General features: G+C 59.6%; 20 protein-coding genes. 13 read left to right on the top strand and 7 right to left on the bottom strand.

Going from position 1 to position 20,407, the window contains the following annotated elements; genetic code table 11:
- Nucleotides 1-3: 3 nt before the first annotated feature.
- Both ACT3UA_RS12650 and ACT3UA_RS12645 read right to left on the bottom strand, forming a co-directional pair.
- Entirely contained in the window at nucleotides 4-1,374 is a 1,371-nt protein-coding gene (locus ACT3UA_RS12650) for an aspartate aminotransferase family protein (RefSeq protein WP_096283256.1), read from the bottom strand.
- 45 nt (nucleotides 1,375-1,419) lie between these two features.
- Complete coding sequence (locus tag ACT3UA_RS12645; protein WP_096283257.1) at nucleotides 1,420-2,928, bottom strand: CoA-acylating methylmalonate-semialdehyde dehydrogenase; 1,509 nt, start codon at nucleotides 2,926-2,928, stop codon at nucleotides 1,420-1,422.
- A gap of 124 nt (nucleotides 2,929-3,052) precedes the next feature.
- Here ACT3UA_RS12645 and ACT3UA_RS12640 point away from each other — a divergent pair, with 124 nt between their 5' ends.
- Complete coding sequence (locus ACT3UA_RS12640; RefSeq protein WP_096283258.1) at nucleotides 3,053-4,675, top strand: PucR family transcriptional regulator; 1,623 nt, start codon at nucleotides 3,053-3,055, stop codon at nucleotides 4,673-4,675.
- A gap of 52 nt (nucleotides 4,676-4,727) precedes the next feature.
- On the top strand, nucleotides 4,728-5,540 hold the full coding sequence (locus tag ACT3UA_RS12635; protein WP_444616765.1) for a shikimate 5-dehydrogenase: 813 nt from the start codon (nucleotides 4,728-4,730) through the stop codon (nucleotides 5,538-5,540).
- On the opposite strand, the gene ACT3UA_RS12630 is transcribed toward ACT3UA_RS12635, so the two are convergent.
- Both ACT3UA_RS12630 and ACT3UA_RS12625 read right to left on the bottom strand, forming a co-directional pair.
- Complete coding sequence (locus tag ACT3UA_RS12630; protein WP_096283260.1) at nucleotides 5,537-7,513, bottom strand: acyl-CoA dehydrogenase family protein; 1,977 nt, start codon at nucleotides 7,511-7,513, stop codon at nucleotides 5,537-5,539. The two genes, ACT3UA_RS12635 and ACT3UA_RS12630, sit on opposite strands and share 4 nt — an antisense overlap.
- Nucleotides 7,514-7,747: 234 nt before the next feature.
- Nucleotides 7,748-8,413, bottom strand: a complete 666-nt coding sequence (locus ACT3UA_RS12625) for a helix-turn-helix transcriptional regulator (protein WP_096283261.1) — start codon at nucleotides 8,411-8,413, stop codon at nucleotides 7,748-7,750.
- A gap of 93 nt (nucleotides 8,414-8,506) precedes the next feature.
- Between ACT3UA_RS12625 and ACT3UA_RS12620 the strand changes: the two genes are divergently transcribed.
- Nucleotides 8,507-8,923 (top strand): hypothetical protein, encoded by a 417-nt coding sequence (locus tag ACT3UA_RS12620; protein ID WP_096283262.1) that lies wholly within the window; start codon nucleotides 8,507-8,509, stop codon nucleotides 8,921-8,923.
- A gap of 86 nt (nucleotides 8,924-9,009) precedes the next feature.
- On the opposite strand, the gene ACT3UA_RS12615 is transcribed toward ACT3UA_RS12620, so the two are convergent.
- Together ACT3UA_RS12615 and ACT3UA_RS12610 are read right to left on the bottom strand one after the other, a co-directional pair.
- Nucleotides 9,010-10,392: an aspartate aminotransferase family protein gene (locus ACT3UA_RS12615; RefSeq protein WP_096283263.1), complete on the bottom strand. Its 1,383-nt coding sequence runs from the start codon at nucleotides 10,390-10,392 to the stop codon at nucleotides 9,010-9,012.
- A complete protein-coding gene (locus ACT3UA_RS12610; RefSeq protein ID WP_444616761.1) occupies nucleotides 10,389-10,862 on the bottom strand; it encodes an Lrp/AsnC family transcriptional regulator in 474 nt (157 codons plus the stop codon). The genes ACT3UA_RS12615 and ACT3UA_RS12610 overlap by 4 nt, the downstream gene beginning before the upstream one ends.
- A 271-nt stretch (nucleotides 10,863-11,133) precedes the next feature.
- Here ACT3UA_RS12610 and ACT3UA_RS12605 point away from each other — a divergent pair, with 271 nt between their 5' ends.
- The 9 genes from ACT3UA_RS12605 (at nucleotide 11,134) to rpsN (ending at nucleotide 18,462) form a co-directional block, all read left to right on the top strand.
- Entirely contained in the window at nucleotides 11,134-12,366 is a 1,233-nt protein-coding gene (locus tag ACT3UA_RS12605; RefSeq protein WP_444616759.1) for an ABC transporter substrate-binding protein, read from the top strand.
- A gap of 10 nt (nucleotides 12,367-12,376) precedes the next feature.
- The gene (locus ACT3UA_RS12600) at nucleotides 12,377-13,600 is read left to right on the top strand and encodes an ABC transporter substrate-binding protein (protein ID WP_444616757.1); all 1,224 of its coding nucleotides are present in this window, start codon (nucleotides 12,377-12,379) and stop codon (nucleotides 13,598-13,600) included.
- Nucleotides 13,601-13,606: 6 nt separating this feature from the next.
- The gene (locus ACT3UA_RS12595) at nucleotides 13,607-14,767 is read left to right on the top strand and encodes an ABC transporter ATP-binding protein (protein ID WP_444616826.1); all 1,161 of its coding nucleotides are present in this window, start codon (nucleotides 13,607-13,609) and stop codon (nucleotides 14,765-14,767) included.
- Nucleotides 14,764-15,696 carry an ABC transporter permease gene (locus ACT3UA_RS12590; protein ID WP_217990332.1) on the top strand — a complete coding sequence of 311 codons (933 nt, stop codon included), beginning with the start codon at nucleotides 14,764-14,766 and terminating at the stop codon, nucleotides 15,694-15,696. Before ACT3UA_RS12595 ends, ACT3UA_RS12590 begins: the two co-directional genes overlap by 4 nt.
- A gap of 9 nt (nucleotides 15,697-15,705) precedes the next feature.
- Entirely contained in the window at nucleotides 15,706-16,503 is a 798-nt protein-coding gene (locus ACT3UA_RS12585; protein WP_096283532.1) for an ABC transporter permease, read from the top strand.
- 408 nt (nucleotides 16,504-16,911) lie between these two features.
- Nucleotides 16,912-17,412: a MarR family winged helix-turn-helix transcriptional regulator gene (locus tag ACT3UA_RS12580; RefSeq protein WP_096283267.1), complete on the top strand. Its 501-nt coding sequence runs from the start codon at nucleotides 16,912-16,914 to the stop codon at nucleotides 17,410-17,412.
- Nucleotides 17,413-17,744: 332 nt separating this feature from the next.
- On the top strand, nucleotides 17,745-17,981 hold the full coding sequence (gene rpmB / locus ACT3UA_RS12575; RefSeq protein ID WP_096283268.1) for a 50S ribosomal protein L28: 237 nt from the start codon (nucleotides 17,745-17,747) through the stop codon (nucleotides 17,979-17,981).
- Between the two features lies 1 nt (nucleotide 17,982).
- The gene (gene rpmG, locus ACT3UA_RS12570) at nucleotides 17,983-18,153 is read left to right on the top strand and encodes a 50S ribosomal protein L33 (RefSeq protein WP_022874359.1); all 171 of its coding nucleotides are present in this window, start codon (nucleotides 17,983-17,985) and stop codon (nucleotides 18,151-18,153) included.
- 3 nt (nucleotides 18,154-18,156) lie between these two features.
- A complete protein-coding gene (gene rpsN / locus ACT3UA_RS12565) occupies nucleotides 18,157-18,462 on the top strand; it encodes a 30S ribosomal protein S14 (RefSeq protein WP_060702423.1) in 306 nt (101 codons plus the stop codon).
- 91 nt (nucleotides 18,463-18,553) lie between these two features.
- Here rpsN and ACT3UA_RS12560 read toward each other — a convergent pair whose 3' ends face one another.
- Nucleotides 18,554-19,162, bottom strand: a complete 609-nt coding sequence (locus ACT3UA_RS12560; RefSeq protein ID WP_444616752.1) for a J-domain-containing protein — start codon at nucleotides 19,160-19,162, stop codon at nucleotides 18,554-18,556.
- Nucleotides 19,163-19,262: 100 nt separating this feature from the next.
- Here ACT3UA_RS12560 and ACT3UA_RS12555 point away from each other — a divergent pair, with 100 nt between their 5' ends.
- Nucleotides 19,263-20,258: an SDR family NAD(P)-dependent oxidoreductase gene (locus ACT3UA_RS12555; RefSeq protein WP_444616750.1), complete on the top strand. Its 996-nt coding sequence runs from the start codon at nucleotides 19,263-19,265 to the stop codon at nucleotides 20,256-20,258.
- Nucleotides 20,259-20,407 lie beyond the last annotated feature (149 nt).

Below are 20,407 nucleotides of genomic sequence, written 5' to 3'. Positions count from 1 at the left end.
TGGCTAGCCGGTCACGAACTTATCGGCGACAACCAGCGCCTGCTCCAGACGGTCCAGGGCTTCGACCAGCACATCGTCCGGGATGTTCAGGGCCGGAACCACATGCAGCCGGTTGAAGTTGGCGAAGGGCAGCAGCCCGGCAGCCTTGGACGCGGCCACCACCTCGTTCATCTCGGGGGAGGAGCCGCCGTAGGCCGCCAGCGGCTCGCGGGTTTCACGGTTCTTGACCAATTCGATGGCCCAGAACACCCCGGCTCCGCGGACCTCGCCCACCGAGGGGTGCTCCGCGGCGAACTGCGCCAGCCGCGGACCGATGATCTCATCGCCCAAGCGCTTGGCATTGGCCACCATGGACTCGTCCTCCATCGCGTGGATGGTAGCAACCGCCGCCGCGCAGGCCAGCGGGTGGCCCGAGTAGGTCAAGCCGCCAGGGTAGGGGCGTTCGCGGAAGGTCTCGAAGATCTCGTCGTTGATCGCCACGCCGCCCAGCGGCACGTAGCCCGAGTTCACCCCCTTGGCGAAGGTCAGCAGATCCGGGGTGACGCCCCAGTGGTTGACCGAGAACCACTGGCCGCTGCGCCCGAATCCCGCCATCACCTCGTCGGCGATGTACACGATCCCGTACTTGCGGGTCAGCTCGCGCACCCCGGCCAGATAGCCGGCCGGCGGCATATAGATGCCAGCGGTGCCCGGAATGGATTCGAGGATCAACGCGCCGATGGTCGAGGCGCCCTCCAGGACGATGGTGTCTTCCAGGTGCTTCAGCGCCCGCTCGGTTTCCTCCGCTTCGCTGGTTGAGCCGAAGTAGGACCGGTAGGGGTAGGCGGGGAAGAAATGCACCACCCCGTCGGTGGCGTGGTCCGAGGCGAAGCGCCGCGGGTCGCCGGTCGCATTGATCGCCAGCTGCGTGCCGCCATGGTAGGAACGGTAGGCGGAAAGCACCTTGTGCTTTCCGGTGTGCAGCCGGGCCATGCGGATGGCATGCTCCACCGCATCGGCACCGCCGTTGGTGAAGAAGATCCGATTCAGGTCTCCCGGGGTGCGCTCGGCGATGAGCCGGGCCGCCTCGGAACGCGCATCGTTGACATGCTGCGGGGCGATGGTCGCGATCTTCGCGGCCTGCTCCTGGATGGCCGCGATCACCTTGGGATGCTGATGGCCGATATTCGTGTTGACCAGCTGGCTGGAAATGTCGATCAGCTTCCGCCCCTCGCCATCCCAGACGTAGGAGTCCTGCGTCTTCAGAATGGTCATCGGGTTGAACGGTCCCTGCGCCTGCCACGAATGGAAGACGTGCTCGCGGTCCAGCTGGTAGGCGCGCTTGCCTGCTTCGATCTCTTCCGCCGAGATGTCGGCGGTGAGCTGTTCGGTCATGAATCTGGATCCTTCTACTCAAACCACGTGGGTACGCGGCGAAAATTAGTCGTTCTGCGGGAAGCCGAGGTTGATGCCGCCGTGGCTCGGGTCCAGCCAGCGCTTGGTGACCACCTTGTTGCGGGTGAAGAACTTGAATCCCTCCGGGCCGTAGGCATGCTGGTCGCCGAACAGCGAGGCCTTCCAGCCGCCGAAGGAGTGGTAGCCCACCGGGACCGGAATGGGCACGTTCACACCCACCATGCCGACCTGGATCTCGTTCTCGAAGCGGCGCGCGGCGCCGCCGTCGTTGGTGAAGATCGCGGTGCCGTTGCCGTACTTCGAGGCGTTGATCAGCTCGATGCCCTCGTTGAAGGTCTCCACGCGGACCACCGAGAGCACCGGGCCGAAGATCTCATCGGTGTAGATGGACATGTCGGTGCCGACGTTGTCGAACAGGGTGGGGTGCAGGAAGAAGCCGTTGCCGTCCGCGTCCAGCGCCCCGGTGCGGCCGTCGACCACCAGCGAGGCGCCGGACTCGATGCCCGCCTCGATGTAGCCGGCGACCTTGTCGCGGTGCTCGCCGGTGATCAGCGGGCCCATATCGCAGCCGCGGGTGCCGTCGCCCACGCGCAAGTTCTTGGCGCGCTCGGCGATCTTGGCGACCAGCTCGTCGGCGATGTTCTCCAACGCCACGACCACGCTGATCGCCATGCAGCGCTCGCCGGCCGCGCCGAAGCCGGCGTTGATGGCCATATCCGCGGCCAAGTCCAGATCGGCGTCGGGCAGCACGAGCATGTGGTTCTTGGCGCCGCCGAAGGCCTGGACACGCTTGCCGTTCGCGGTGCCGGTGGAGTAGACGTACTGGGCAATGGGGGTGGAGCCGACGAAGGACAGCGAAGCGATGCGTGGATCGTTCAGCAACGTGTCCACGGATTCCTTGTCACCGTGCACCACATTGAGCACGCCCTCTGGCAGGCCCGCCTCGGCGAACAGCTCGGCCATCCACTGGGCCGCCGAGGGATCCTTCTCCGAAGGCTTGAGCACTACGGCGTTGCCCGAGGCGATGGCGACCGGGAAGAACCACAGCGGCACCATGGCCGGGAAGTTGAAGGGGGAGATGATGGCCGAAACGCCGACCGGCTGGCGCTGGGACTGCACGTCCACCCCGGTGGAGGCGTTCTCCGAGTACTCGCCCTTGAGCAGGTAGGGGGCGTTGCAGCACAGCTCGACAACTTCCATGCCGCGCGCCACTTCGCCCAGTGCGTCATCGAGCACCTTGCCATGCTCCGCGGTGATGATGGCCGCCAGCTCGCCCTTGCGCTCGGCGAGCAGCTGGCGGAAGTTGAACATGATCGCGGTGCGGCGGGCCAGCGAAGTATCGCGCCACTTGGGGAATGCCGCGTGGGCTGCGGCGATGGCGGCTTCGGTGGTGCTCTTGGACGCCAAGGCGACTTCGCGGGCGATCTCGCCGGTGGCAGGGTTGTAGACCTTGCCGGTGCGGGTGTCGCCTTCGCCGGAGAACGGTGCGTTATTGACCCAGTGCTGCAGAGTTTCGGTCAGCGTAGTCGTCATGAGAAAGTCCCTTCAAGTGCGTTCGTGGTTATCTGATTCCATCTTGCGCCACCAGTATGACAAGCAACACAAGCGATGTGTCATGATTTAGGCAGAAGGTCTTACGCTTTGTAAAGGTTGACGGATGAGTGCTGAAACAACTGGTTCCCTGACCATGGCTGACGTGCTGGCGCTGAAGGTCGTGCAGAACGCCGAACCGCTGGTCCTTTCGGGGGAGAAGAACCTCGACGTGAGGCTGCGCTGGGTGCATGTCACCGAGTCGGCAGAGAACGTCGACCTGCTCTTCGGCCGGGAAGTAGTGCTCACCACCTTGCGGAATGTGGAGCCCACCGTGGCGCGGCTGCGTGCGTTCATGACCAAACTGGAGGATTCCGGAGCGGCCGGGGTGGTGGTGGAACTGCTGGAGGATCCCGGCGAGGCGGAGGCCGGCATCGGCGCACGCTTGGCCGAAGCGGTGAAAGCCCTGGCGCTGCCGGTGATCCGGCTGCGCAAGAAGGTGCGTTTCGTGGAGATTACCGAGGTCATCCACGAGCGCCTGGTGGCGGAACAGCTGGCCGCGGTGCAATTTTCCCGAAATGTCCACGAGATCTATACCGAACTTTCGCTGCATGAAGCCAACGAACAGCGCATCGTGGAGCGCACGGCGGAGCTGTTGCAGGCTCCGGTGGTCTTGGAAGATGTCCGGCACCATGTGCTCGCCCACGCCGGTGCCGGATACGGGGCCGAGTCGGTGCTGGAGCACTGGATCAATCGCTCGAAATTCGTCGGATACGCCGAACAGACCGGGCGCGGCCACGGCGCCGAGAGCTGGTTGCAAACCCCGGTCGGTGCGGTCCGCAGCCGTTGGGGCAGGCTGGTGGTTCCGGCCGAGCTCGAGGACGAGCATAACGCCGCCCTGGTCCTCGAACGCGCCGGCCAAACCTTGACCATCGCGCGGCTGGCCGGACGCGACCAGCGCGAACTTCTCTACCAGGCCCGCACCTCGATGCTGCACGAGCTGCAGCAGCACCACTCCTACACGGATAAGGAAGTGGCCGTACGCGCCGAGTCCCTTGGCCTGGATGCCGGAGCGCACTATGTCCCACTGGTGGTCGCGCTGGCCGTGGGGGAGGCCCACAGCCCCACGGACATCCAGCTGCGCGAACGAGAAGTGCTGGAGGTCGTGGACCAAGTGGCCGAGAACATGCGTCTGGGAGTGCTCGCCGGGTCGCTGCGCTCCGGATACCTCGGGGTCATTCTCCCTGTCGCGGCGAAGCAGCTGGTGGAAAACTCGCTGCAGCGGTTCACCCGACAGCTGACCGAGATGCTCTCCGCTCAGGTCGCCGTCGGGGTGGCGGCCGAAGAATTGAGCATCAGCGCGAGCGCTCGCCGGTTGGAAGAAGCGGCCCACGTCGCGGAGATCGTTCCCAACCTCCCGACCCGGGCCCGGCCCTACTACCGCTTCGCGGACCTGCGCTTGCGCGGGGTGCTCTCGGCCATGGGCCAGGATGCGCGCATGCGCAGCTTCGCGATGACCGAACTATCCGGGCTGCTGAACCCGCCAGATGTATCCGGTCTGGAGCTGCTTCAGCTATATCTGGAGCAGGCAGGCAATAAAAGCGCGTTGGCCAAACAGGGCTATCTTTCGCGGCCAACCCTGTATGCCCGGTTGGCGAAGCTCGAAGAGAAGCTTGGGGTATCGCTGGATTCGGCAGAATCCCGAGCCAGCTTGCAGGTAGCGTTGCTTTGGTATCGCATGCACGGATAACTGGATCCAGCAGTTGCACCCACCACGAGGCCGGCGGAGAAACGGAGCACCCATGCCCATCCTGAACAAAGATATGACCCTGTGTATTTCGCTCTCGGGGCGTCCTTCGAATCTCGGCACGAGATTCCACAATTACCTCTACGAGGAACTCGGGCTGAACTTCATCTACAAGGCGTTTGATACCCAGGATCTGGCCGGCGCCATCGCCGGGGTTCGCGCCTTGGGCATCCGCGGTTGTGCCATCTCGATGCCGTTCAAAGAAGAGGTGATGGAGCTCGTGGATGTCATCGAGCCCTCGGCAGCGTCCATAGAATCGGTGAACACCATCGTCAATGACCAGGGTGTGCTTCGCGCGTCGAATACCGATTACGAAGCGATAGCGACGTTGATAACCCGCCACGGGCTGAACCCGAACGCCTCGGTGCTGGTCCGGGGATCCGGAGGCATGGCGAAGGCGGTCAGCGCAGCATTCCGCGACGCGGGATTCGAAAAATTGACGGTACTTGCCCGCAACGCAGCTAGTGGAAAGGAACTGGCCGCGAAGTATGGCTACCGCCATCAGGTCGGCGACCCCGAACCTGGACACGATATTTTGGTGAATGTGACCCCGTTGGGAATGGACGGTCCGCACCAGGAGGAACTGGCCTTCGAAATGCCGCATCTAGCGGCCGCAGAAACCGTCTTCGACGTGGTAGCTTTTCCGGCGCAGACACCGTTGATCCGCGCCGCAGAACAGCTGGGGAAACAGGTCATCACCGGTGCCGAGGTGATCGCCTTGCAAGCGGCGGCGCAATTTGAAAAGTACACCGGAATTCGGCTCAGCGAGGACCAGGTGCGACGCGCTTCGGAATTCTCCCGCAGCTAGTCCTTGCTGGGGCGCTGCACGGGGACACCGTAGGGTCTGCGGACATCCTCGCGAGGTTCCTTCGACCATTCGGCGATCCACGGGCCGGTGCCTTCCGAGACATCACGCACTCCCTCTTCGAGCCATTGGAAGTCACCGTCCAAGAGCTTGGCGGCAACCTGTTCGTCGCGGTGCGTAGTATTGCTCCACAGATGGCTGAAGTGCTCTTCGCAGCGTTTGGTTGCCTGTTCGCAGAATGCCTGGGCCAGGGTTTCGGCCGAGAATCTTTGAGCGGCGCCCGAATCGTGGAGCGACAAGGTCTTGGTGATCGTTGCGGACATGGCGAATAGTTCGGCGCCGATGTCCACGATGCGTCCCAGGAATACCTGCTGCTTTTCCATGCTGGCCTGCCACCTCGCCATTCCGGCAAAGGTCTGGCGTGCCAGGCGGCGTGAACTGCGTTCGATGTACCGCAGGTGCTTGGCCAGCGGCCCCTGGTCCGCAAAGGACCCCGGCACGGTACCGGCTCCGACCATCAGTTTTGGCAGCCAGCGGGCATAGAAGCCGGAGGCCTCCATGGCTGCTCGGGCCTTTTCTTCCAGTGTGGAGTCGGTCTGCGCCAATGCCCCGGCGGCTTGGAGGTGAGCGTCCACCGCCTCGCGGGCAATCAACAGGTGCATGATTTCGGTGGAGCCCTCGAAGATGCGGTTGATGCGCAGGTCGCGAAGCAGCTGCTCGGCCGGGACAGCCCGTTCGCCTCGGGCGGCCTGGGAAGCGGCGGTTTCGAAACCACGCCCACCGCGGATCTGAATGAGCTCATCGGCAATCTTGCACGCGGCTTCGGAACTGTAGAGCTTGGCGAGTGCCGCTTCGATGCGGACATCTTTCATTCCCGCATCGGCAAGGCTCGCGCTCAGTTCAAAGACCGCCTCCAGCGCGTAGGTGCTTGCCGCTATATAGGAGAGCTTGGCGGCCACCGCCTGGTGCTTGCCCACAGGGTGGCCCCATTGCACCCTGGCTGCGGACCATTCGCGAGCAATTTTTGTGGCCCATTTCCCGGCGCCCGCGCACATTGCGGGAATTGATAACCGTCCGGTGTTCAAGGTGCTCAGCGCGATTTTCAGTCCCGAGCCTTCTCTGCTCAGCCGGTTCCCCACCGGCACCTTGACGGCGGAGAAACGGGTGACACCGTTTTCAATCCCGCGTAGTCCCATAAATGCGTTGCGATTTTCCACAGTGATGCCCGGGGAGTTCGCCTCGACGACGAACGCGGTAATTCCGCCTCCGCCTGCCGGTTCGGTTCCGCAGGCCTCGTGAGGCTTCACCGCTGCCATTACCACCAGCAGGTCGGCCACAACGCCATTGGTGGTCCAGAGCTTCGAGCCTTCCAGTTGGTAGTGCGTACCGTCCTCGCTCAGCGTTGCATGCGTCCCCAAGCGCGCCGGGTCGGAGCCGACATCGTTCTCGGTCAGGAGAAAAGCGCTGATTTCCCCTGCTGCGCAGCGCGGCAGATACTCGCGTTTCTGGGCCTCCGTGCCGAAGCGCTTCACGGGCTCAGGGACACCGATGGACTGGTGCGCCGAAAGCAGCGCTCCGAGTGCGGGGGACACCGAACCGACGCGCATCAAAGCGCGCCCATAGTCGAGCAAGCTCAGTTCCAACCCGCCGTATTCCTCAGGGATTTTCATGCCGAACGCGCCCACATCCCGTAGCGCGGCAATGTATTCATCCGGTACGCGTGCCTCTTCTTCAATACCGGAAACGTTGAAACCATCCAGCACAGTTTTCAGCTCCGCAAGGAATTCTTCCCCTCGTGCCGCGGCCTTCGGTTCCGGAACTGGCATCGGGGTGATCAGCGAGAAATCTACCTCACCCATATAGAGGCCCTTGGCGAAGCTAGGCCGTTCCCAGCCTTGCTCGCGAGAAGTCTCGGCAATTTCTCGGGCTTGGGCTGCGCCGACGCTTGCGCTTGATGGTTCCGGATTCGGGCACATGGCAGATCCTTTGCACTCCAGGCGCGTTTTGCCCTGGTGGCATCTGCGCCTGTCCTTTGGTTGGCCCAAGCCTAACCCTGAATTAGCAGACAAGAAAGGGGGCATGCCTTGGCGTGCAGAGGAGGAACCACGACTCGATGGAGAAGCCGAACAACACCGATGGCTGCGGCTCAGCGGGCACCACGGAGCATGAAGCGAAAATACTGCAAGGCCTGGCCCTGGCCTTGCCGCTCGCTAGGTCAGCGGATCAAAACGTACACAGCAATGCCCGGTTTCCGGTGTGACAGGACAGGCTCGGTAGAGGGCGTCGCCGGATTCGACGACCGCCCCTAACAGCTCTCGGTTCATCAGGCATACGGTGTCCCGGTGTTGCGCCGAAAGCTGGTGGAATGGGCAATCGGTGAGGTGAATTGAACCTGCGGCATCCGTCTGTGGCAGGTAACCGCCATTTGCCAGGATCTGTTGCAGGGAGTCTTTGGAGGCCGCAATGCTCCGTCCGGTTTCGCGCGATACTTCGGCGAGTAATTCATTGACCGGCCGTTGTTCCTGTGTCGCCCGTTCGATGGCTTTTGCCATGATTTGGGCGGCCAGGGTGTATTCGCGGTGCGGGACGCTCGCCTCGATCTCCTGGGCGACCGGGGAATACAGTTTCGCGGGACGTCCCGAGCCGGGGCCGGTGTTTTCGCGCAGCTTGCGAAACTCGTAGCTCAGCAGGCCTTCCTTGACCAGCCGTTCAAGCTGAAATGACACCGTATTTCGTGGCAGTCCCAGCGCCTGCGCTACCGCATCGCGGCTGGCCGGCTCCGCGGCGCGGGAGAGATATTCGTAGATTCTCGCGCGGAGCGGATCGGCTAGTGCGGAGACCGCCTGGACCGAACGTTTACGGGGAAAGAACTGCATAAGTTAAGTGTAAATCTAAAATTGGTTTTTGTTGACTTAGAGTGTGCGGAGTTCTAAAATCAGATTAACTGCTTTTAGAAAGGAGGGGTGGACATGGCTTCGACAGCTATGAGCGCAGCGGAGGTCCGCTCGCGCACATTGGAGCATCAGGCGTTTTTGCTGCTGCGCACAATCTTTACAGTGGCCCCGATCTTGTTCGGCTTGGACAAGTTCTTCAACTTGCTCACCGACTGGACGGTTTACCTCGCACCGTTGGCCACCGACATCATTCCGGTGTCGGCCCAACAGTTCATGTACGCCGTCGGCATCGTGGAAATTGCCGCCGGCCTCTTGGTGGCTCTGCGGCCCAAACTGGGTTCTCTCGTGGTGAGCCTCTGGCTACTGGGGATCATCGTGAACTTGCTGATCCTGCCCGGGTACTTTGATGTTGCCTTGCGCGACTTCGGACTGCTGGTCGGCGCGCTGGCGCTCAATCGGCTGGCTGCGGCGCGGGCTGCGGCGCACCGATAAAACCGACTCCCAGATAAATATAGCGACCGGCTCCGTGACGGAACCGATCGCTATATCCGGGTTGGAACCGGTTACCTTGGTATCGACTAGATCTTGTTGGCGGCCTCAGAGAGCACCGCCCGCAAGATCGATTCGATTTCATCGAATTCCGGTTGCGCGATGGTTAGCGGGGGCGCAAGCTGGATGACTGGGTCTCCTCGGTCATCGGCGCGGCAGTACAACCCGGCCTCCCATAACGCAGGGGAGAGGTACTGGCGGAGCAGCCGTTCGGATTCTTCGTCGTTGAAGGTCTCCTTGGTGCTCTTGTCCTTGACCAGTTCGATCCCGTAGAAGTACCCGGCACCGCGAACGTCGCCGACGATATCCAAGTCCTTGAGTTTGTCCAGGGTCGACTTGAAGTTCTCGGCATTGTTCTTGACGTTCTGGTTGAGTCCCTCGCGCTCGAAAATGTCGAGGTTTGCCATGGCTACGGCTGCCGCCACAGGGTGGCCGCCAAAGGTGTAGCCGTGATAGAACGTGGTGTCGCCCTTGGTGAATGGCTCGAAGAGCTTGTCCGAAACCACCATGACGCCCAGGGGCGCGTAGCCGCTGGTGAGCGCCTTCGCCGAGGTGATGATATCCGGGACGTAGCCGAAGTCATTGCAAGCGAACATCGAACCGATGCGGCCGAAAGCGCAGATGGTTTCGTCTGAAACGAGTAGCACATCGTGCTCGTCGCAGATTTCGCGTACGCGATCGAAGTACCCCGGAGGCGGTGGGAAACAACCGCCGGAGTTCTGCACCGGTTCCAGGAAAACCGCCGCGACGGTGTCGGGGCCCTCGAACTCGATAGCCTCGCGGATTCTTTCCGCCGCCCACAGCCCGAAGTCCTTTTCATTGTCCGCAAACATTTCCGGTGCTCGATAGAAGTTGGTATTCGGAACCCTGAAGGTTCCCGGAACCAGCGGCTCGAAGGGTGTCTTCATATCCGGCAAGGAAGTAATCGCCAACGCACCTTGCGGAGTGCCGTGGTAGGCCAAGGCGCGTGAAATGACCTTGGTTTTTCCTGGCAGGCCCTTCATCTTGAAATGTTGCTTGGCAAGCTTAAAAGCCGATTCCACCGCTTCGCCGCCACCGGTAGTGAAAAAGACCCTGTTCAGGTCTCCCGGTGCATAGTGTGCTAACCGCTCGGCCAGGTCGATTGCGGGCTCGTGCGCGTAGGACCAAAGCGGCATGAAAGCCAACTTTTCGGCCTGTTTGGCGGCCGCCTGCGCAAGCTCGGCGCGCCCGTGTCCGGCGTTGACGACAAACAGGCCCGAGAGTCCGTCAATGTATTCCTTGCCCTGACCGTCATAGATCTTGTGCCCCTCGCCGCGGGAAATAATTGGCACATTGCCACCATTGTGAAGGCCTGAGTGGCGGGCCATATGCATCCAAAGATGATCGCGAGCTGCCTGCTGGCGATCGGTACCGCGTGGAGTTGTACTCATCGTGTTCCCCAGTTGTATTCCTGTTTTTTCAAAGAAAGGTACGTGTACGTATTCGTGCTGACGACGCCTTCGGTGCCGCGGATCTTGCTGATCACGCGCAGGAGGTCTTCATCGCTGGAACAAATGACTTCGGCCAGGATGTCGGCGCTTCCTGCGGTCACCACGCAGTAGTCCACTTCTTGAACCGCTGCGATGCGGTCCGCGGTCCCGTTGATGTCGCTTGACGCGGTAATTCCGATCATTGCTTGACGGGTGAAGCCCAGCTCCAATGGGTTGGTTACCGCCACAATTTGCATGGCTCGACTGTCCACCAATTTCTGCACGCGTTGACGTACTGCAGCTTCGCTCAGACCCACAGCTTTGCCTATCGCCGCGTAGGATCGACGGCCGTCTTCTTGCAGCTGTTCGATGATTTCCTTGGAAATCTCATCGATTACCGCCGGCGCGTGGCCATTCGGTGGCATGGTCATTCGGTATCGACCTCCCAGGTCTTTCGATGCGTATTCGCCACCCAAAAGCTTCCAGCGTTTTGGGTATAGCACCGACCCTACAGCTACTGATCCAGTTGCGAAAGGGGGAAATTTTGATTGTTTCCAGCATTGGAAACACGAAATTAACAAGGATTCTTGCGTCCATCCCTTGTTTCGCCAGCGAAGAACTGACATTATGAACGTCATTGATATGTTGTGTGGCACATCACAGCCACCCAACAATTCGGACAATTCAAGTTAGGGCGGATCCATGTCTCACTCGCGAGGACAACTTCCTGAAGATCCAAAGATCCGAGCTCTCGTGCAAGCGATGAGCCAGCGATCGATGTCTCGACGCGGCGTGCTGGGGGCAGCCGGCGCACTGGGGCTTACCGGCTTGCTGGCAGCTTGCGGAACCGGAGGAACGGGCGGTGGCGGCAACGGGCCAGCGGCTACCGTCAAAGACATTTCGGAAACCGACCCCACGGTCAATTGGGCCAACTGGACCTTGTACTTGGACTACGACGACAAGGAGAAGACCTACCCCACCCTTGACCAGTTCACGAAGCAGACCGGAATCAGCGTCAATTACGTCGAAGACATCGACGGCAACGACACCTATTACGGCAAGGTGCAAGGCCAGCTCAATGCCGGCCAGGATATTGGACAGGATCTGATTACGCTCACCGACTGGATGGCGGGGCGCATCATCCGCCAGGGATACACCCAAGAGCTGGATCATGCGAACATCCCGAACATGGCCAATTTGCTGCCGAATCTCCAAAATGTCGACTTCGACCCTGGACGAAAGAATTCGCTGACCTGGCAGACCGGCTACGCCGGAATCGCGTGGAACAAGAAGAAGTTCCCGAAGGGCCTGAAGAGCGTCTCGGATCTTTGGGATCCTGCGCTCAAGGGCCGCATCACGGTGCTCGACGAAATGCGCGACACCATGGGCCTGCTGATGTTGGAGAATGGCGTTGACATCACCGGTTCGTGGGGTGAAGCGGAATTCGGTACAGCACTGGATGATCTGCGCAAGAATATCGGCAACGGCCAGATCCGACAGGTTAAAGGCAACTCCTACAAGGAGGACTTCATCTCCGGCGATGCGGTGGCAGGCGTTGTCTGGTCCGGGGACATAGTGCAGATGAACTTCGAAAACGATGACCAATGGGAATTCGTCATCCCGGAGGCAGGCGGAGCCCTGTGGAGCGATAACTTGATGGTTCCCATCGCTTCACCGCGAAAGAGCAACGCCGAAGAGCTCATGAACTTCTACTACGACCCGAAAGTTGCCGCGGAAGTGGCAGCCTATGTGAACTTCATCTGCCCAGTTGTCGGCGCCAAGGAAGAAATGGAAAAGATCGATCCGAGCCTGGTGGACAACCCGCTGATCTTCCCGACAGACGAAGACCTGAGCCATGCACATGTCTTCCGTTCGTTGAGTGCTGATGAGGAAAACACCCTCGGCAGTGAATTCCAAAGCGCGATTGGAGCCTAGGGGTACGTATATGTCACGCCAACGCGCCATCAATGAGCAACGAGGCCGACTTGCCCAAGCCATCGGGCAGGCGCAAGCCAGCCGGCGGGGGGTTCTTGCCGGGGCGGCAGGCCTTGCGCTCGCTGGACTGCTCAGCGCCTGCGGAACCAAAGGGGCCAGCAGCGGTCCGGCACAGGCATTAACCCCGGGAATAGATATTTCGGATACCGAAAAACTCGTTCGATGGGCAAACTGGACCCTGTACCTGGACTACGACGACAAGGCCAAGCACTATCCAACGCTGGAACAGTTTAAGAAGTCCAGCGGTTTGGATGTGCGCTACGTCGAAGACATCGACTCGAATGATTCCTACTACGGCAAGGTGCAGTCGCAGCTGGCCTCCGGGCAAGATATCGGCCAAGACCTGATGGTGCTCACCGACTGGATGACCGAACGGGTGATCAGGCTGGGATACGTCCAGGATCTTGACCACGCAAATATTCCGAACCTGAAGAATCTGCTTCCCAGCCTGAACGATGTCCGCTTCGACCCGGGACGCACCAAGTCGCTGACCTGGCAGTCCGGTTACACCGGCCTGGTCTGGAATAAGGAAGAGTTCCCCAAGGGGCTGCGCAACGTTGCAGACCTCTGGGCTCCTGAGCTCAAGGGCCGAGTGACGCTACTCGACGAGATGCGCGATACCATGCCGCTTCTGCTCCTTGACCAGAGTATCGATATCACGGGCCAATGGGGCCAGGAAGAATTCTCCGGCGCGATCGAAATCGTGGAGAAGAATATCCAAAACGGACAGATCCGCCAGGTTAAGGGCAACTCCTATAAGCAGGACCTGATCTCAGGCGATGCCTTGGCCGGGATCGCCTACTCCGGCGATATTACGCAGTTGAACTATGAGGAGGGCAACAAGTGGGAGTTCATCATGCCCGAGCGCGGTGGATTAATCTGGTCGGATAATTTCACGGTTCCCATCGGTGCAACGCATAAGAAAAATGCTGAAAAGCTGATGGATTTCTATTACCAGCCAGATGTCGCGGCGGAGGTCGCCGCCTACGTCAACTATTTGTGCCCTGTGGTTGGAGCGCAAGAAGAAATGGAAAGAATCGACCCGGATCTGGTCAACGATCCGCTGATATTCCCAACCGATGATTTCCTGAACAATGCAAGCACGGAACGCGAACTGTCGGTCGAAGAAGAAAACGACTTCCAAAACCAGTTCCAAGAAGTAATTGGGGTATAGAACGTGATGAATACCAACACCGCAGAACCATCGATCAAGCAGGTGGAACTGCCGCGCAGCGAGGGCGCGGACCTGCATCTTAAAGGCGTCACCAAACGCTTCGCGGAATTTATTGCGGTCAAAGACCTGGACCTCACGGTTCCCTCCGGAACATTTTTCGCCTTGCTCGGACCTTCCGGCTGCGGCAAGTCAACCACCCTGCGCATGATCGCTGGATTGGAAGCGCCAAGCGAAGGCGAGATTTCTATCGGTGGCAAGGACGTCACCGCGCTACCGAGCCATCAACGCGAAGTCAACACGGTCTTCCAGTCCTATGCGCTCTTCCCGCATATGACGGTGCTGGAAAACGTGGCTTTCGGGCTGAAGCGCAAAAAGGATAAGCAGGCCATGGAAAAAGCCAAGGCCGGACTCGACATGGTGGAACTAGCGCACCTTGCAAACCGCCGCCCCGAGCAGCTATCCGGCGGACAGCAACAGCGTGTCGCCTTGGCCCGGGCACTGGTGAACCGCCCCCAGGTGTTGCTGCTTGACGAGCCGCTCGGTGCCCTCGATATGAAGCTGCGCCGGCAGATGCAAATAGAACTCAAATCCATTCAAACCGAAGTCGGCCTGACCTTCATCCACGTGACACACGACCAGGAAGAGGCCATGACCATGGCGGATGTCGTCGCGGTGATGAACGAAGGGCGAATCGAACAGATGGGGGCGCCGCGCGATCTATACGAACTTCCTAAAACAGCCTTTGTGGCAAACTTCCTGGGAAAATCGAACCTTATGCGCGGAACGGTTACCGGGGAACGAGACGGACTGCTGGAAGTTGCGGCCTCCGGGCACAAAATACTCGTTGCCGTGGACCGGGCCGTGCAACACGAGGGAGAGATCGTTGTCGGAGTGCGCCCGGAGAAGCTGCACTTGAACCATGAAGCACCCACCGAGGCGACGGGGTACAACGAGCTCAGCGGTGAGGTTATCGATGTGTCGTTCACCGGAACCACCACCGAGTATCTCATTGACGTGGCTGGCATTGGACGAATCGGAACTTTCGCGCAAAACCGTGGACAACAAGCGGCGGAAGTAGGGAACACCGTGTATCTCAGCTGGGATAGCGCGCACTCCTTCGGCCTGGCCGGCGATGAACTTGTCAATGCCGGAGTTGATAAAACATGAGCAATACGGTGATGACCAAGAAAGGAAAGATCTCGGACCTGCGCAGCCGGGACGAGATCAAGGCCGAACGCCGCAAGGGACGAACCGGGGTGTACCTGGTTGTGCCCGGTATGCTGCTGCTTCTATTGTTCTTCGCAGTTCCGGTCATGGTGCTGCTGTCGATGTCGCTGTACGCGAGACCGGAAGGCGCCGGCATCGGCGAGTTCGTCCCGGCACTTGAATTCCGAAATTATGCGACCGTGCTCGAGGCATACTGGCCCGACTTATTGCGCTCCTTCGGTTTCGCGCTCATTGCCACGGTGCTGGCACTGCTGATCGGCTATCCGATGGCCTACCTCGTCGCCGTGCGCTTGCGCCAGCATGGCTTGCTTCAAGGCATCTTGCTGGTCTTGCTGATCGCGCCGTTCTTCTCCAGCTTCATTCTGCGTACCCAGGCGTGGAAACAAATCCTGGCCGATGAAGGTTTCGTGGCGCAAACATTGAAATTCCTTGCGATCCTGCCCGCGGAAGCGCACCTGACCGCCACCCCATTTGCCGTGGTGGCCGGTTTGACCTATAACTTCCTGCCCTTCATGGTGCTTCCGATCTATGCGAACCTCGGCCGTTTGGATACGAGACTGTTGGAAGCCTCCGGGGATCTTTATGCCGGGCCGATGACCTCGTTCTTTCGGGTGACGCTGCCGTTGTCCGCGCCGGGTGTGTTCGCCGGCACGCTCTTGACCTTCATCCCGGCGGCCGGCGACTACGTGAATGCCGCGCTGCTGGGCAACAACCGAAACACCACGATGATCGGACAAGTCATCGATTCACGATTCTTCCGGGTCATCGACTATCCGGGAGCCGCGGCGCTGAGCTTCGTGCTGATGCTCTCGATCTTGGTGCTGGTCACGATCTATATCCGGCGTTTCGGAACCAAGGAATTGATGTAGGAGGCAATGATGAAACAAAAAATAGGGCGCTGGATCATTCCCGCCATTGCTGGACTGGCTTTCATCTACCTGCTGGTTCCGATCGCGTACATCTTCGTCTTCTCATTCAATGATGCGGGACGTACGAACCTTGAATGGCGCGGATTTACCCTGGACAACTGGCAGAACCCCTGCGGTGCGCCGGCCGTTTGCGAATCCTTGGTCAATTCCTTGCAGATCGGCGTGGTTGCCACGCTCGTGTCCACCGCGCTGGGTACCTGCATTGCCATCGGCCTGGTGCGCTACAAGTTCCGTTTCCGCAAGCTGACCGACGTGCTGATCATTCTTCCCCTGGCAACCCCGGAAGTTGTTCTCGGCGCTTCGCTCCTGGCACAGTTCCTGAACCTGGGGTGGGAGTTGGGATACACCACGATCGTGATCGCACATTCGGTGTTCTGCATGTCCTTTGTGATCGTGACTGTTCGGGCGCGAGTCTCTTCGCTGGATCCGCGTCTGGAAGAAGCAGCAGCTGACCTGTACTCCACCCCACGGGCCGCCTTCTTGAAGGTCACCTTCCCGTTGTTGGTGCCCGGCATCGTTGCGGCAGCGCTGCTGTCCTTCGCGATGAGTTTTGACGATTTCATCATCACGAACTTCAACTCCGGAACGTTCCAGACCTTCCCGAAGTTCATTTATGTTGCGGCAACGCGTGGCATTCCGGCCCAGGCCAACGTCATCGGTTCGGCAATGTTCATCACCGCGTTGCTGGTAGTAGTCATTGGACAGGTGATGGCCTATCGAAAGCGGAAACGTCTAGCGCAGGTTTAGCGCGGCATAAGAATGCCATAACACCCGCCAGTTCCTTCGCGTTGAGGAACTGGCGGGCTTTGCCGGTTAGGGCAAACAATTGGGACTGGATCTGCGAGAACCACCAGGCAGACCGCTGGCAACGGATTGTGCTGCGGCACTCGGTGCTATTCTCCGATTAGTTCTCGAACAGCGGTCTGAAGCATTGAGGCCCCAAGGTTTTGCGGCGTTCGCTGAGCTAGACCTTCGTGAGCATCGTGGCGCAGCGGACGAAGTCTGGCACCTCGCTGCCACTGACCTGCCGTATTGCCGGAGCAGAGCTGGCCTCGGTATCCGGCAGGGGACAGGGTAGGATTCAACCGATTAGAATATTCCCACAATGTGGTAGCGACTTACTGCGCGTGCGGTAGAGGAATGGTGTGAAAATACATGGGTGAACAGGTCGTCTGGCTTTCTGCTCAAGAGCGAAAGGCCTGGCTGGGGCTGAACACAATGATGTCATTGCTGCCCGCCGCATTAGATTCAGACCTTCAAGGCCTCGAAGGGATCACTCTCTTCGATTACCATATGCTGGCGATGCTCTCCGAGACGCCAGACCGTGAACTGACCATGACCGATCTTGCCGCCCGCACCAGCGCTTCACTGTCGCGCTTGTCCCATGTGGTGAAGAAGCTGGAGAAGCGCGGATGGGTGGTGCGTGCTCAATCTGCCGGAGACGCACGTGTGAAGATCGCCTCATTAACCAAGGAAGGTTGGGACGCGGTGGTCAAGATGGCGCCGCATCACGTCGCCACCGTCCGCGCACTTCTCCTCGAAACCTTGGATGACAAGGACGTTAAGGATCTTGCGAGGATTTCGCGCAAGGTTGTGAAGGTTTTGGACGCGGATCACTGGGTCTTAGAGGATTCCACCTCCGATTTGGCTCCCTGAGCAATCCCAGATATTCTTATAGCGCGTTAATCGCGTGTTTCGTTGTGCCGCCATTTCGGTGGAGCAGCGGGTACGCGTAGCCCGTAATACCGAATATTGCGACCATCTGAGTACGGGGAAATTGCTCAACCGGTTGCAAAGTTCACCGACTTACATACTTTAAGGCTCTTCGGTTGGTTCTCACCCAGCCTGGTTACCTTCCTAGTGTGCAGTATTAACGGTGTTTCACTGGTTGGCGGGGCTCATAACGCACTAAGTGGTGTCGTTATTTCGGTAAAGACACTGCGCGCGAGAACCGCCGAATTTTACTACTAACTAACTAAGGAGTGATCATGGCAGCTGTTTGCCAGGTAACCGGTACTACCCCGGGCTTCGGACATAGCATCTCCCACTCGCACCGTCGCAACAAGCGTCGTTTCGATCCGAACATCCAGAAGAAGCGCTACTGGGTTCCGTCCCTGCGCCGCAACGTGACCTTGACCCTTTCGGTTAAGGGCATCAAGCTCATTGACGTTCGTGGCATCGACGCTGTTGTTGCCGACATGCTTGCGAAGGGTGTGAAGCTCTAATATGGCAAAGAAGGATAAGGACGTACGTCCTATCATCAAGCTGAAGTCGACCGCCGGTACCGGATTCACTTACGTGACCCGCAAGAACCGTCGTAACGATCCAGACCGCATGGTTCTGAAGAAGTACGACCCAGTTGTCCGTAAGCACGTTGAATTCCGAGAGGAGCGCTAAGACATGGCCAAGAAGTCCAAAATCGCAAAGAACGAACAGCGCAAGGTCATCGTCGAGCGTTACGCTGAGAAGCGCCTCGAACTGAAGAAGACCTTGGTTGACCCGAACGCAACCGATGAAGCCCGCGAGGCTGCACGCGTTGGTCTGCAGAAGCTTCCACGCGATGCTTCGCCGATCCGCGTCCGCAACCGCGACTCCATCGACGGCCGTCCGCGTGGTACCTTCCAGAAGTTCGGTATCTCCCGTGTTCGCTTCCGCGACATGGCACACCGTGGTGAGCTTCCGGGCATCACCAAGTCTTCCTGGTAAGCCACAAAGTCTTACGGCTTTAGCTTTCTAGCGCGAATGCCGCCTCAATCCCGCAAGGGTGTGAGGCGGCATTCGTCTTTTAATCCGCCAGCTACTTGCGACGCGACCACCAACGCCTCGGCGTAGCCGTTTGCTGCCTCGGTTCAACATGCTGGACGGTTCGGCGTGCTGTCCAGGCCTGCACCTCGGCCTGGATATCGCGCAGTTTGGTGACCACCGGTGGACCGCCGAGTAACTGGCGGCGAGCGTCGACTATGCGCTGATTAAAATCGGCGAGGTGTTCGCGTACCGCGGCGGTAGTGGGCAGGCTATCTAGGGTCTGGTGTAGTTGTTCGTCTTCAACACGCAAGGTCAAGGCCGGCGGACCGAGACCGGAGAGCTGCTCTCGATGCATCATAGATTTTAACCACCAGTCTGGATCGGTAGTGGCCGTGATGTGGTCAATATTCTTGCCAGCCAAGGGCAGGTTATCGAACTCTCCGCGAGCGAAAGCCTCATCCAAGGCGCTATTTGCAACTTCCCATGCTTCATCTTGGGCATAATATTGCAGGGGTGTACGCGCCGGTCCGGTGACACTTGGCTTGCCCGTTTTCTCGGCATACTCGTCTACCGGAACCGGCACATCGGAGGCGGCGGCCATTTGATAGCGGGCGGCATTCAACGCTGCGTGCTGTCCCGATTTCTCCGGTTTGCTGCTCACCCTTCCATGGTGGCATCCCCAGCACAGACCGGCAACAGGGCACGGTAGGCTGGGCTGCTGGCACCGCGATCTGCAGGGCAAGGCATAGTAGCGTTGAGCCATGAGCATTGAAGCCCGTGCCGGAACCCTGGACCGCTTAGGCTATGGAACGCCGCACCATGACGTGTACGCCAATCGAGCCCGTTGGGCTGGCCTCGGAGCAGGGAAAGCCGCCGTCGTAACCGGCGCCAATTCCGGCCTTGGATTCTTCACCAGCCTCGCACTGGCAGAAAGCGGCGCCCATGTGGTGCTCGCCTGTCGTAATGAAGCGAAGGCCGAGGTGGCCATGAAAGAGATCCAACGTCGTGTACCCCACGCGAAATTAGAGTATCTTCCCTTCGAAGCCTCATCCCTAGAATCTGCAACGGCACTTGGAAGCATTTTGCGTCATCGGGAGCTAGATATCTTAATCGCCAATGCCGGGATGATTCGCACCCCGGCAACCCGGGTGGCCGGCAGCCTGGGATACGAGTCAACGATGAGCACAAACTTCTTGGGACACGCCCGACTAGTAGGGGAGCTCGCCGAAAATTTCCGCAGCCGGCCGATGCGTTTGATCGGCCTCGGATCGGTGTCTACGCTGTTGCTGAAAACAGACCCAAATAACTTAGCGCTGGATCACGGCTACCACGCCTATCGGGCCTACGCCCAATCCAAGGCGGCGGTTCAAGCATTCACTTTAGCCATGGACCACCGCCTGAAACAGCTTTCGTGGCCGTCGCGCGCCGTCGCGGTACACCCCGGATATTCCATTTCGGGATTGACCCTCCCTGTGCCTGGAATCAACGAACCGCCCTATTTCAAGCGGGTCCGGGACCAAATGCAGGCCAGTTTCGCGCAGGGCAAACATGAAGGTTCGGTATCCCTCGTGGAAGCGGCGCTAAACCCCGGGATACCAGCAAGTCCCCGGGGGATCTATCTCGGTCCGCGGTTCCTCTCAAAAGGCGAATCTGCGCTGGCCAGACCGGCAAAAGTCACTCGACAGAAGCGGCTTATGGACCCCGTTTGGAAGATCTTTATTGAAGCGAATGAAGGGATGGATCCATTCAAAATTTGAGCTTCAGTGAACTTTCACACCATGTAACTTCACCGAATATCGGCAAAAACCGCGGATCTGTGCGCCTACTGTCGGTAATTGCTGGTAAGTTCTCTCAAGTAAGCCCGTGCGAGCGTGCGGCATCCGGCCCCCGGATTGGGGCGGCGGAT

Origin of the sequence: Glutamicibacter sp. 363, from assembly GCF_052379505.1 — a bacterium.
GTDB lineage: Bacteria > Actinomycetota > Actinomycetes > Actinomycetales > Micrococcaceae > Glutamicibacter.
This window is presented reverse-complemented; position numbering and strand designations above follow the sequence as displayed.

Coding starts and splice junctions, on each gene's coding strand:
- ACT3UA_RS12620 (WP_096283262.1), top strand. CDS start 8,507: ATGGCTTCGACAGCTATGAGCGCAGCGGAGGTCCGCTCGCGCACATTG.
- ACT3UA_RS12590 (WP_217990332.1), top strand. CDS start 14,764: ATGAGCAATACGGTGATGACCAAGAAAGGAAAGATCTCGGACCTGCGC.
- ACT3UA_RS12630 (WP_096283260.1), bottom strand. CDS start 7,513: ATGTGCCCGAATCCGGAACCATCAAGCGCAAGCGTCGGCGCAGCCCAA.
- ACT3UA_RS12640 (WP_096283258.1), top strand. CDS start 3,053: ATGAGTGCTGAAACAACTGGTTCCCTGACCATGGCTGACGTGCTGGCG.
- ACT3UA_RS12650 (WP_096283256.1), bottom strand. CDS start 1,374: ATGACCGAACAGCTCACCGCCGACATCTCGGCGGAAGAGATCGAAGCA.
- ACT3UA_RS12585 (WP_096283532.1), top strand. CDS start 15,706: ATGAAACAAAAAATAGGGCGCTGGATCATTCCCGCCATTGCTGGACTG.
- ACT3UA_RS12610 (WP_444616761.1), bottom strand. CDS start 10,862: ATGACCATGCCACCGAATGGCCACGCGCCGGCGGTAATCGATGAGATT.
- ACT3UA_RS12595 (WP_444616826.1), top strand. CDS start 13,607: ATGAATACCAACACCGCAGAACCATCGATCAAGCAGGTGGAACTGCCG.
- rpsN (WP_060702423.1), top strand. CDS start 18,157: ATGGCCAAGAAGTCCAAAATCGCAAAGAACGAACAGCGCAAGGTCATC.
- ACT3UA_RS12635 (WP_444616765.1), top strand. CDS start 4,728: ATGCCCATCCTGAACAAAGATATGACCCTGTGTATTTCGCTCTCGGGG.
- ACT3UA_RS12555 (WP_444616750.1), top strand. CDS start 19,263: ATGAGCATTGAAGCCCGTGCCGGAACCCTGGACCGCTTAGGCTATGGA.
- rpmB (WP_096283268.1), top strand. CDS start 17,745: ATGGCAGCTGTTTGCCAGGTAACCGGTACTACCCCGGGCTTCGGACAT.
- ACT3UA_RS12615 (WP_096283263.1), bottom strand. CDS start 10,392: ATGAGTACAACTCCACGCGGTACCGATCGCCAGCAGGCAGCTCGCGAT.
- ACT3UA_RS12605 (WP_444616759.1), top strand. CDS start 11,134: ATGTCTCACTCGCGAGGACAACTTCCTGAAGATCCAAAGATCCGAGCT.
- ACT3UA_RS12600 (WP_444616757.1), top strand. CDS start 12,377: ATGTCACGCCAACGCGCCATCAATGAGCAACGAGGCCGACTTGCCCAA.
- rpmG (WP_022874359.1), top strand. CDS start 17,983: ATGGCAAAGAAGGATAAGGACGTACGTCCTATCATCAAGCTGAAGTCG.
- ACT3UA_RS12645 (WP_096283257.1), bottom strand. CDS start 2,928: ATGACGACTACGCTGACCGAAACTCTGCAGCACTGGGTCAATAACGCA.
- ACT3UA_RS12580 (WP_096283267.1), top strand. CDS start 16,912: ATGGGTGAACAGGTCGTCTGGCTTTCTGCTCAAGAGCGAAAGGCCTGG.
- ACT3UA_RS12625 (WP_096283261.1), bottom strand. CDS start 8,413: ATGCAGTTCTTTCCCCGTAAACGTTCGGTCCAGGCGGTCTCCGCACTA.